General features: G+C 59.5%; 6 protein-coding genes. 2 read left to right on the forward strand and 4 right to left on the reverse strand.

From position 1 onward, the window contains the following. Positions 1–79: 79 nt before the first annotated feature. From nrdD to treR, 4 genes are all read right to left on the reverse strand, one after another. The gene (nrdD, locus tag USH94_RS21010) at positions 80–2,218 is read right to left on the reverse strand and encodes an anaerobic ribonucleoside-triphosphate reductase (protein ID WP_111965355.1); all 2,139 of its coding nucleotides are present in this window, start codon (positions 2,216–2,218) and stop codon (positions 80–82) included. 376 nt (positions 2,219–2,594) lie between these two features. Beyond that, complete coding sequence (gene treC, locus USH94_RS21015; protein ID WP_111965354.1) at positions 2,595–4,238, reverse strand: alpha,alpha-phosphotrehalase; 1,644 nt, start codon at positions 4,236–4,238, stop codon at positions 2,595–2,597. Positions 4,239–4,289: 51 nt separating this feature from the next. Then, positions 4,290–5,708 (reverse strand): PTS trehalose transporter subunit IIBC, encoded by a 1,419-nt coding sequence (gene treB, locus USH94_RS21020; protein ID WP_029739268.1) that lies wholly within the window; start codon positions 5,706–5,708, stop codon positions 4,290–4,292. Positions 5,709–5,836: 128 nt separating this feature from the next. After that, positions 5,837–6,784 (reverse strand): trehalose operon repressor TreR, encoded by a 948-nt coding sequence (gene treR, locus USH94_RS21025; RefSeq protein ID WP_032651468.1) that lies wholly within the window; start codon positions 6,782–6,784, stop codon positions 5,837–5,839. A 387-nt stretch (positions 6,785–7,171) separates the two neighbouring features. On the opposite strand from treR, the gene mgtA reads away from it, so the two are divergent. Together mgtA and USH94_RS21035 are read left to right on the forward strand one after the other, a co-directional pair. Beyond that, positions 7,172–9,880, forward strand: a complete 2,709-nt coding sequence (gene mgtA / locus USH94_RS21030; protein WP_111965353.1) for a magnesium-translocating P-type ATPase — start codon at positions 7,172–7,174, stop codon at positions 9,878–9,880. Between the two features lie 202 nt (positions 9,881–10,082). Beyond that, complete coding sequence (locus tag USH94_RS21035) at positions 10,083–12,467, forward strand: beta-N-acetylhexosaminidase (RefSeq protein WP_111965352.1); 2,385 nt, start codon at positions 10,083–10,085, stop codon at positions 12,465–12,467. Positions 12,468–12,507 lie beyond the last annotated feature (40 nt).

A 12,507-nucleotide genomic window follows, 5' to 3' on the forward strand; every position in this document is an offset into this window, starting at 1 on the left:
GCGCTTACCCGGCCTACAAAAGAGAGCGGTCCGTAGGCCCGGTAAGCGCAGCGCCACCGGGCATTAACGTGGCTGAGGATTAACCGATCTGCCCATTCCCCAAATGCTTCACGCGACGCTTCACCTCTTCCTGCTTCCCGGCGTTAAACGGACGCGCGTCCGGGCTACCGAGATAGCCGCACACGCGACGGGTCACGGATACGCGGGCCGCATCGTGGTTGCCGCATTTCGGGCAGGTGAAGCCTTTACTGGTACATTCAAACTCACCGGTAAAGCCGCATTCGTAGCATTCGTCGATGGGCGTGTTGGTCCCGTAATACGGCACGTGCTGGTAGCTGTAATCCCACACGTCCTCCAGCGCCTTCAGGTTGTGCTGAATGTTCGGGTACTCGCCGTAGCAGATGAAGCCGCCGCTGGCGATCGGCGGATACACCGCTTCGAAGTCGATCTTGTCGTACGGGTTGACCTTCTTCTCGACGTCGAGGTGGAAGCTGTTGGTGTAGTACCCTTTGTCGGTCACGCCTTCCACAATCCCGAATTCGGCGGTGTCCAGACGGCAGAAGCGGTCGCACAGGTTCTCACTCGGCGTGCTGTAGAGGCTAAACCCGTAGCCAGTTTCCTCTTTCCACTGGTCTACCGCGTCGCGCAGGCGCTGAACGATGGCGATCCCTTTTTCGCGCAGGGCTTCGCTGTCGTACATGTGCGTGTCGCCAAACAGCGCGTTGATGGTTTCGTGAATGCCGATGTAGCCCAGCGAAATGGACGCGCGACCGTTTTTGAAGATCTCTGATACTTCATCGTCCGCTTTCAGGCGTACGCCGCAGGCCCCTTCCATATAGAGGATCGGCGCGACGCGGGCTTTCACCCCTTCCAGACGGGCGATACGGGTCATCAGCGCCTTACGCGCCAGCTGCAGACGTTCATCCAGCAGTTTCCAGAACTCAGCTTCATTACCTTTTGCCTCCAGCGCGATGCGCGGCAGGTTGAGGCTGATGACGCCCAGGTTGTTGCGCCCGTCGTGGATCTGCTCGCCGTTTTCATCCTCGTACACGCCGAGGAAGCTGCGGCAGCCCATTGGCGTTTTAAACGAACCGGTAACTTTCACCACCTGATCGTAGTTCAGGATGTCCGGATACATGCGCTTGCTCGCGCACTCCAGCGCCAGCTGTTTGATGTCGTAATTCGGATCGCCAAACTTGTGGTTCAGGCCGTCGCGGATAGCGAACACCAGTTTCGGGAACACCGCCGTTTTGCGGTTTTTGCCGAGGCCAGAAATACGGTTGCGAAGGATCGACTGCTGGATCAGGCGTGATTCCCAGCTGGTGCCCAGGCCAAAACCGAAGGTCACAAACGGCGTCTGGCCGTTGGCGGTGTGCAGCGTGTTCACCTCATATTCCAGCGACTGGAAGGCATCGTAGCACTCTTTCTCGGTGCGGGAATGGGCGTAGCCGTCAGCGTCCGGGATCTGCCACTCTTCGGCCGTTTTACGGTGCTTGTTGAAGCTTGCCGTCACGAACGGGGCCAGCACTTCATCAATGCGGTTAATGGTGGTGCCGCCATAAATATGGCTGGCGACCTGGGCGATGATCTGCGCCGTGACCGCGGTGGCGGTGGAGATGGATTTTGGCGGTTCAATCTCTGCGTTACCCATTTTAAAACCGTGGGTCAGCATCCCTTTCAGGTCGATCAGCATGCAGTTGAACATCGGGAAGAACGGCGAATAGTCGAGATCGTGGTAGTGAATTTCGCCGCGCTCGTGCGCAGAGACTACGTCGCGCGGCAGCAGATGCTGACGGGCATAGTGTTTGGCGACGATGCCGGCCAGCAGGTCGCGCTGGGTCGGGATCACTTTACTGTCTTTGTTGGCGTTTTCATTGAGCAGGGCAGAGTTGGTCTGCTCTACCAGACCACGGATCTCCTGGTTCAGACGCCCGCGCTTCTCACGCTGCACGTCACGATCGTGGCGGTACTCAATGTAGGCGCGCGCCAGCTGCTTGTAAGGCCCCGCCATCAGCTGGTTTTCAACCGCGGTCTGGATCTCATTGATATCGACCTGGCTGCGTTCGTTCATCTGGCTGCTAACGACTTCTGCGACGGTGGCGCAGTAATCTGCGTCATCGACTCCCGCTGCTTTAGCTGCACGCAGAATAGCTTCCTGGATGCGCTCTGATTTAAACGGCACTTTACAGCCATCACGTTTCATCACATGCGGTGTCATGATCACTCCATTTTTTGAAAACAGGTTATCCACAGAGGTGGAGAAGTCTTCTCCGGGCGTATTCCCCGCCAGGCCAAAGACTTCCCGCGTTCCCAGCTCGTGTTATCCACAATTCCGGCCAGCGTAAGCGCCGTCTTGTTGTTGGAATAGTAGACGATAAATACAAGATGTTGGGTTGGCGTGCATTTTAAGTGCTACATATAGTGATTTGCATCAAACATGTTTGCGATTTATTTGATGCAGAACAAAGTAAAAAAACGAGAGTACAAACGACGGGCGCTTCAGCGATTGTAAAGGCGCGAGAGAAAAATCTGATTAATTACTCAACAAAAACAGTTAAGTAAGCCGGGTGCTGAGCCGCACCCGGCAGGGAATGCTACTGCGGCAACCACCAGACGGCTTCAAACGGACGCAGCGACGTCGTTTGCGGTGTCGGGTAGTTACTCATCAGCACCTGCAACTTACCGCTGAGAAGGTCTGTCTGCCATTCCTGAGGCGTATTACTCAGGTTTGCCGCAACAATCAAGGTCTGTCCCTGCCACTGGCGGCGATAGCACCACAGAGAAGGATGCTCCGGCAGGAGATCTTCATAATCTCCCCAGGTCAGCACCGGCAGGGTTTTGCGCAGGCCGATCAGCGACTGATAGGTATAGAAGACGGAATCCGCATCGTCGAGCGCCGAGCGGGCGTTCACGGTTTCGTAATTATCGCAGACGCCAATCCACGGTTCGCCCTCGCTAAAGCCCGCGTTGTGCGACGCGTCCCACTGCATTGGCGTGCGGCCATTATCCCGGGACTTACTCGCCAGAATCGCCAGTAATTCATCCGGATCGCGGCCGTTGGCGCGCAGTTCCGCGAACATGTTCAGGCTTTCCACGTCGCGGTAATCGGTGATGCGGCTGAAGTGCGGGTTGGTCATCCCCAGCTCCTCGCCCTGATAAATATACGGCGTGCCCTGCATGCCGTGCAGTACCATGCCGAGCATCTTCGCGGCGTGAACCCGGTATTCCCCTTCGTCGCCAAAGCGCGACACAATGCGCGGCTGATCGTGGTTACACCAGAACAGCGCGTTCCAGGCTTTGTTGTGCATCCCCTGCTGCCAGTGGCGGAAGAGGGTTTTGAGCGCCACGAAGTCTGGCTTCGCCAGCGTCCACTTTTCGCCGCCCGGGTAGTCCACCTTCAGGTGGTGGAAGTTAAAGGTCATCGACAGCTCGCGCCCGTCGAGCGACGCGTACTGCTGGCAGTTTTCCAGCGAGGTCGAGGACATCTCGCCCACCGTCATCAGGTTGCGCGGGGTGAAGACGTCGCGGCTCATTTCCTGCAGATATTCGTGGATGCGCGGCCCGTCCGTGTAGAAGCGGCGACCGTCGCCTGTGTTGTCGTCAGGGAAATCCTGATCTTTCGAAATCAGGTTAATGACGTCGAGGCGCAAGCCGTCCACGCCGCGATCGGCCCAGAATTCGCACACCTTTTTCAGCTCGGCGCGCACCGCCGGGTTTTCCCAGTTGAGATCGGCCTGCTCCGGTGCGAAAAGGTGCAGGTAATACTGCTCGCTCTCCGCGTGCCAGCGCCAGGCGTTGCCGCCAAACTTGGAGCGCCAGTTATTGGGCAACTGCTCCGGCGTGCCGTCTCGCCAGATGTAGAACTGGCGGTACGGGCTCGCTTTGTTCAGCGATTCGCGGAACCAGGCGTGCTGCGTGGAAGTGTGGTTAAACACCATGTCCAGCACGATGCGAATGCCGCGCGCGTGCGCCTCAGCGACCAGCTCGTCGAAATCATCCAGCGTGCCGTAGGCCGGGTCGATGGCGGTGTAGTTTGCCACGTCGTAGCCGTTGTCCACCTGCGGGGAGATATAAAACGGCGTCAGCCAGATGGCGTCGATGCCGAGGGTTTTCAGGTAGTCCAGACGCTGCGTCACGCCGCGCAGATCGCCGGTGCCGCTGCCGGTGGTATCCTGGAAACTCTTGGGGTAAATCTGGTAGATAACGCCGTTTTGCCACCAGTGAGGAAGGATATTCATAGTGTGTTCCTGCAAATGCGAAGGGGCGCAACTGCGCCCCGAAAGAGAGAGTTAAACAATCTGCAGCGAGCCCTGACGGAACTTACGCTGGTAAACCACGGTGGTCAGCGCCATTGGGACGATAATGGCGATGGCCATTGCCAGGGCGAACACCTGCCAGTAAGCGGGCTGGATGGAGAGGATGCCCGGCAGGCCGCCGACGCCAATCCCGTTTGCCATTACGCCGTTCAGTCCGCACACCAGGCCAGCCAGACCGGAACCGATCATCGCGCAGAGCATCGGGAAGCGGTATTTCAGGTTGATACCGTACATCGCCGGTTCGGTGACGCCGAGGTAGGCGGAGATGGCCGCCGGAACGGAGATCTCGCGTTCGTTGTGCTTGCGGCTGACGATAATGATGCCGGTCACCGCTGACGCCTGAGCAATGTTAGACAGGGCGATAATCGGCCAGACCGGTGTGCCGCCGAGGCTCTGGATCATCTGCATATCAATGGCTAGCGTGGTCTGATGCACGCCGGTGATCACCAGCGGGGCGTACAGGAAGCCAAACAGCGCGGCGCCAATCGGGGCGAAGCTGCCGGTCATCAGGTGACGCACCGCGAAGGCCACGCCGTCGCCAATCATGCGGCCAAACGGACCGATAAAGGCGTGCGCCAGAAACACCGCCAGGATCAGCGAGCAGACCGGCACCACCACCAGATAGAGGTAATCCGGCACGATGCGTTTCAGGCGCGTTTCAATAAAGCCCAGCGCCAGACCCGCCAGCAGGGCCGGAATGACCTGAGCCTGATAGCCCACTTTGGCGATGGTAAACAGGCCGAAGTTCCACACCTCAGGCACCTGCTGACCAAGTAAGTAAGCGTTCATTAACTGTGGAGAAACCAGCGTGACGCCCAGCACGATTCCGAGAATCGGCGTGCCGCCCATTTTACGCACCGCAGACCAGCAAATCCCGACCGGCAGATAGAAGAAGATCGCCTCGCCAATCAGCCACAGGAAATCGTAAACGGTTTTCAGCGCCGGATACATCTGCGCCAGGGTTTTACCGTCGCTCATCGGCACATCGCCGATGACGTTACGGAAGCCTAAGATCAAGCCCCCACTGATCAGCGCGGGCAGCAGCGGGAAGAAAATTTCCGCGAAGTGGGAAATCAGCTGCTCGTGCCACTTCATATTCTGGCGCGCGGCCTTCTTCGCCTGCTCTTTATCGGCGGAGGAGTGCCCGGTTGTCGCCAGCAGAGCCTGATAGTAATCGCCCACTTCGGTACCAATAACGACCTGGAACTGCCCGGCGTTGGTGAAGCAGCCTTTGACCATGGAAAGTTCTTCAATGGCCTTCGGGTTGGCTTTGGCCGGATCGTTCAGCACGAAGCGCAGGCGGGTAATGCAATGGCTGACGGTGGCGATGTTTTCGCGGCCGCCGACCAGGACGATCAACCGATCGATATCTGCTTGTTTGACTTTACTCATCATGAAACCTCATGACAGATGGTGAGGGGGGTAATGACCTGAGCGCAAGCCTACTCCTTCAGCGTGGCGGCGAAAATGGGAACGTTCCCGAAATCGGGCGAAGATCACAATAATCTATTTTATGGGGATTACGAAAGGTGAGCGGGAATGACGATCTGACGCGGCTCAGCGCGCCCGTTTATCTGCTCGATCAGCTGCGCGGCGGCCTGTCTGCCGGATTCGGCGTAGCCCGGGTCGACGGTGATGATCTCCGGGTGCAGGAACTTCATCAGCGGCGTGCTGCCGACGCTCGCCACCTGCAGGTTATCGATACGCTGCTCCTGCAGATATTTGCTGGCACCCAGTGCAAGGGTATCCGTGGCGCACACCAGCGCGGTGGTCTGCGGCGTCAGTACGCTGGCGACCTGCTCGTAGCCCTGCTTCATGCCCAGACCCGGCAGGGAGGCCACGGCGGAAAGATTGTGCTTTTTGCAAAAGGCCAGGTAGGCCTCATGACGACGCTTGCCGGTGGTGACGTCCGCGTGCGGGACGCCGAGGAAGCTGATGTGGCGATGGCCTTCGTCAAACAGGCGCTGCATCAGGGTGATAATCGCGCCCTCGTCGTCATAGCAGACGGAGGCAAACCCGTGGGCATCGCGCGCCAGCAGCACCAGCGACGGCTGCCAGGGTTTTAGCATCTCGTCTTTGATGCCGGTAAAGCCGAACAGGACCACGCCGTCAATGTTGCGCCGCTGGAGCATGCCCAGATGCTCTTCCACCAGCTGTGGCGAGAACTGGCTCTCCATCATGATCGGATCATATCCCTGCTCGTAGAAGGCGGGCAGCATCGTCTGCACGGCGAGGTTTTCAGACAGAGAGTCCAGACGCGAGACAATGATGGCGACGACTTTGTCACTCTGCCCGCGCATGGCGCGCGCGGAGCGGGAAGGGGAAAAGCCGTGCTGATTCATAACCGCCTCGACGCGCTCGCGGGTGCGTTCGCTGACGCCGCTTTCGTTATTCAGCACGCGTGAGACGGTCGATTTCCCCACGCCGCTTAAACGCGCGATGTCTTTAATCGTAAGACGGTTCTGCATGCTGTATTCCCTGTAACAACGACGATGTAGTGAATTGAGCCTAATGCTATAGCGCGATTTCGCTATGGGCAAAGTCTGGTTTACGTTCGGTTTATTTGCAGGGGGGTATAATACCGCCCGAATCGTCATAAAGGGTATGCCTAAATCCCTGGACTGCGCGGCGACACCCTGTTTTTTACTTACCGGAGGCTTCATGGATCCCGATCCCACACCTCTCCTGAACGGGAGAATGCGTTCTTTCCGGTAAGCCAGCTTTTGCTGTCTCACCGGCGTGAGGCAGCAACGTCTTAAACGTTCCTGCTTGAAAAATTAAGTGCCTCTCAGGTACGGCTTTGCCACGCCTGAAGGAATTGCTGCATCCGCCCTGGCGGATGCGGAGGAATGACTATGTTTAAAAATATCACCCGGCAGCTGCAGGCCCTGCTGAGCCGCCACCTGCCACACCGTCTTGTTCAGCGCGACCCGCTGCCTAATGCCAAAAACATGGCGGGGGCGGCGATCCCCGCGTCCCTGACCGAACGCTGCCTGAACGTGGCGGCGATGGATGAAAACGAAGTCTGGCGGGCCTTTGGCGGACACCCGGAAGGGCTAAACGCGGCCGAAGTGGAAAAAATCCGCGCCGTGCACGGTGATAACCAGATCCCGGCGCAAAAGCCGTCTCCGTGGTGGGTGCACCTGTGGCTCTGCTACCGCAACCCGTTCAACCTGCTGCTGACCGTGCTCGGCCTCATCTCCTACGCGACGGAAGATCTGTTTGCCGCAGGCGTCATTGCCCTGATGGTCGGTATCTCCACGCTGCTGAACTTTATTCAGGAGGCGCGCTCCACCAAAGCGGTGGACGCCCTGAAGGCGATGGTCAGCAACACCGCGACCGTCTCGCGGGTGATTAACGATCTCGGCGAAAACGCCTGGGTGGAGCTGCCTATCGACCAGCTGGTGCCGGGGGATCTGGTGAAGCTGGCGGCGGGAGACATGATCCCGGCGGATTTACGCATCATCCAGGCGCGCGATCTTTTCGTCGCGCAGGCCTCCCTGACCGGGGAATCCCTGCCCGTTGAAAAGGTGGCGCGCAGCCGCGATCCGCAGCAGATGAACCCGCTCGAGTGCGACACCCTGTGCTTTATGGGGACCACGGTGGTCAGCGGCACCGCGCAGGCTATTGTCACCGCCACCGGGGGCAACACCTGGTTTGGTCAGCTTGCCGGGCGCGTCAGCGAGCAGGAGAGCGAGCCGAATGCCTTCCAGAAAGGGATTGGCCGCGTCAGCATGCTGCTGATCCGCTTTATGATGGTGATGACGCCAATCGTGCTGCTGATCAACGGCTACACCAAAGGCGACTGGTGGGAAGCGGCGCTGTTTGCGCTCTCCGTGGCCGTCGGCTTAACGCCGGAAATGCTGCCGATGATCGTCACCTCCACGCTGGCGCGCGGTGCGGTGAAGCTCTCTAAACAGAAGGTGATCGTCAAACACCTCGATGCCATTCAGAACTTTGGCGCGATGGACATCCTCTGCACCGATAAAACCGGCACCCTGACGCAGGACAAAATCGTGCTGGAGAACCACACCGATATCTCCGGCAAAACCAGCGAGCGCGTCCTGCACAGCGCGTGGCTGAACAGCCATTACCAGACCGGGCTGAAAAACCTGCTCGACGTCGCGGTGCTGGAAGGGGTGGATGAGGAATCCGCCCGCACGCTCTCCGGCCGCTGGCAGAAGGTGGATGAGATCCCGTTCGACTTCGAGCGCCGCCGCATGTCGGTGGTGGTGAGCGAGCAGACGGACGTGCACCAGCTGATCTGCAAAGGGGCGCTGCAGGAGATCCTCAACGTGTCTACGCAGGTGCGCTATAACGGCGACATCGTGCCGCTGGACGACACCATGCTGCGCCGCATCAAACGCGTCACCGATAACCTGAACCGTCAGGGGCTGCGCGTGGTGGCGGTCGCGAGCAAGTTCCTGCCCGCGCGCGAGGGTGATTACCAGCGTATTGACGAATCCGATCTGATCCTCGAGGGTTACATCGCCTTCCTCGACCCGCCGAAAGAGACCACCGCACCGGCGCTGAAGGCGCTGAAGGCGAGCGGTATTACCGTCAAAATTCTCACCGGCGACAGCGAGCTGGTGGCGGCTAAAGTGTGCCATGAAGTGGGGCTGGACGCGGGCGACGTGGTGGTGGGGAGCGATATTGAACATCTCTCTGATGACGAGCTGGCGAAGCTTGCCCAGCGTACCACGCTGTTTGCCCGACTGACGCCGATGCACAAAGAGCGCATCGTCACCCTGCTCAAGCGCGAAGGGCACGTGGTGGGCTTTATGGGCGATGGCATTAACGACGCGCCCGCGCTGCGTGCGGCGGATATCGGTATTTCCGTCGACGGGGCGGTGGACATCGCCCGCGAAGCTGCGGATATCATTCTGCTGGAAAAGAGCCTGATGGTGCTGGAGGAGGGCGTGATTGAAGGTCGCCGTACCTTTGCCAACATGCTCAAGTACATCAAAATGACCGCCAGCTCTAACTTCGGTAACGTCTTCAGCGTGCTGGTGGCGAGCGCGTTTCTGCCGTTCCTGCCGATGCTGCCGCTGCACCTGCTGATCCAGAACCTGATGTACGACGTGTCTCAGGTGGCGATTCCGTTTGATAACGTGGACGACGAGCAGATCCAGAAGCCGCAGCACTGGAACCCGGCAGATCTTGGGCGCTTCATGCTGTTCTTTGGCCCGATCAGCTCCATCTTCGACATCCTGACCTTCTGCCTGATGTGGTTTGTGTTCCATGCCAACACGCCGGAACATCAGACGCTGTTCCAGTCCGGCTGGTTCGTGGTAGGCCTGCTGTCGCAGACGCTAATTGTGCATATGATCCGCACCCGCCGCATTCCGTTCATCCAGAGCCGTGCCGCGTGGCCGCTGATTGTGATGACGGGCATTGTGATGGCGCTCGGCATCGCGCTGCCGTTCTCGCCGCTGGCGAGCTACCTGCAGCTGCAGGCGCTGCCGCTGAGCTACTTCCCTTGGCTGGTGGCGATCCTCGCCGGTTATATGGTGCTGACCCAGATGGTGAAAGGGTTCTATGCGCGTCGGTATGGGTGGCAGTAAGTTATGTTTGCCGGGTGGCGGCTTCGCCTTACCCGGCCTACTCCCGAAACGTAGGCCCGGTAAGCGCAGCGCCACCGGGCAATAGCTTTCCTCCCAAATTCAATAACCTGTGATCTCCGTCGGCGCATTCGCTTGACGACAAATTGAGCGCATGTTAACAGAATGTTTTGCCTTTATTTGGCCCGTCAGATAAGGAACATTCATGTTACGGTACAGTCTCTTAACCGCCGGGCTGATGCTCGGCGCTTCTGCCTTTGCCGCCCCGGCAGGGGATCTCCCTTTAATGCCCTGGCCTGCCAAGGTCGAACGCCCGACGACTCAGGGCGCGCTGGTGCTCAGCAACAACGTATCCATTAGCGTCAGCGGGGACGATCTCGGTGACGCCGTCAACCGCCTGCGCCAGCGCATCGCCCTGCAAACCGGCTGGACGCTGCAGCCTCAGGCTGAAAAGCCGGACAAACCGACTATCCGCATCGCCATCGCTAAAAAGGTCAAGCCGCAGCCGCTGCCAGATAGCGATGAAACCTATAAGCTCACGGTGGACGCCAGCGGGGTGAATATCTCCGCCAACACCCGCTTCGGCGCGCTGCGCGCCATGGAAACCCTGCTCCAGCTGGTGCAGAACGGGGCGGAAAACACCTCTCTGCCGTGGGTTACCATTGAAGATTCGCCGCGCTTCCCGTGGCGCGGGCTGCTGCTCGATTCGGCACGTCACTTTATCCCGCTGACGGATATTAAACGCCAGATCGACGGCATGGCTGCGGCGAAGCTCAACGTGCTGCACTGGCATTTGACCGACGACCAGGGCTGGCGCTTCAGCTCGAAGCGTTATCCAAAATTAACCCAGCTTGCCAGCGACGGTCTGTTCTACACGCCTGAGCAGATGCGCGAGGTGGTGCGTTACGCCGCCGAGCGCGGCATTCGCGTGGTGCCGGAGATCGACATGCCGGGCCACGCCTCGGCGATTGCCGTGGCCTACCCGGAGCTGATGAGCGCCCCGGGGCCGTACGCCATGGAGCGCCACTGGGGCGTGCTGAAGCCGGTGCTGGATCCCACAAAAGACGCAACTTACGCTTTTGCCGACGCGATGGTCAGCGAACTGGCGGCGATCTTCCCCGATCCGTATCTGCACATCGGCGGTGATGAGGTGGACGATAGCCAGTGGAAAGCGAACCCGGCCATCCAGCAGTTTATGCGCGACAACAGGCTGGCGGACAGCCACGCGCTGCAGGCTTACTTCAACCGCAGGCTGGAAACGATCCTCGAGAAGCATCGCCGCCAGATGGTCGGCTGGGATGAGATCTACCATCCCGGTCTGCCGAAAAGCATTCTGATCCAGTCCTGGCAGGGTCAGGACGCGCTGGGGCAGGTGGCGCAGAACGGCTACAAGGGCATTCTCTCCACCGGTTTCTATCTCGACCAGCCCCAGTCCACCGCCTATCACTACCGCAACGAAATTGTCCCGCAGGGGCTGAACGGCGTGGATGTGATTGCCGACACCGACAGCGTCCAGAGCTGGGCCTTTTCCATGCCGCGCCTGAAGGGCAAGCCGGTGGAGGGGAGCTTCACGCTGGTGAAAGGGGATGCCGGCTGGCGCGGGTTTATTGATTTTGCCGGGAAATCCCGCCGCGCGGTGCAGAACATCGAATGGCGCGATGATAGCCAGGTCACATTTACCGTTGATACGTGGATGGGCGAAACGCGCCCTGTCGTCACCGTCGATAACGACAAACTCGCCGGTTATTTCCTTGTCGGGAATACGCGCTACCCAATCAGCGGCACGCGTCTGGACGAGGTGCCGAAAGGCATTCCGCCGGTCGTGCCGGACGCGGCGAACCAGGCCAACCTGCTCGGCGGTGAAGCCGCGCTGTGGGCGGAAAACGTGGTGGCGCCAGTGCTGGATATTCGCCTGTGGCCGCGCACCTTCGCGGTGGCAGAGCGGCTGTGGTCCGCGCAGGACGTCAACGACGTCGATAACATGTACACCCGCCTGCAGGCGATGGACAGCTGGTCGACGGTGTCGGTTGGGCTGCAGCAGCATACCCAGCAGCAGGTGCAGTTCACGCGCCTTGCCGGTAATGCCGACATGCTGCCGCTGCAGATCCTCGCTCAGGCGGTAGAGCCCGCGCAGTATTACACCCGCCAGCACCTGAAGTTCCAGGCGGGAAATTATCATCAGTTCGAGCCGCTCAACCGCTTCGCCGATGCGCTGAACGCCGAAAGCGCCACCGTGCGCCAGATGCACAAATGGGCGGACCGTCTGGTGAGCGATGCGGAAGATACGGAAAGCGCCGACGCCCTGCGCCACGTGTTTAACCGCTGGCAGAGCAACACCAGCGACGCGCTGGCGTTAAGCGAAAACAGCTATCAGCTCAAGGCGATGAAGCCGGTGATCCAGGAGGTGGATAAGCTGGCCTCCATTGGCCTGAGGCTGACGGATCTGGTGGCGCGCCAGGGGACGCTGGATGATAAAGAGATCGCGTCGATTCAGAGCGAGCTGGATAACGCGGCGAAGGTGCAGGACGAGGTGGTGATTGCGGCGGTATATCCGCTGGAGACGCTGCTCAGGGCGACGCGGAATCAGTAGCAAGCAACAAAAAAAGGCAGCCTCGGCTGCCTTTTTTATC

It is taken from the genome of Enterobacter sp. 148H3 (assembly GCF_034107425.1).
Classification (GTDB): Bacteria; Pseudomonadota; Gammaproteobacteria; order Enterobacterales; family Enterobacteriaceae; genus Enterobacter; species Enterobacter vonholyi.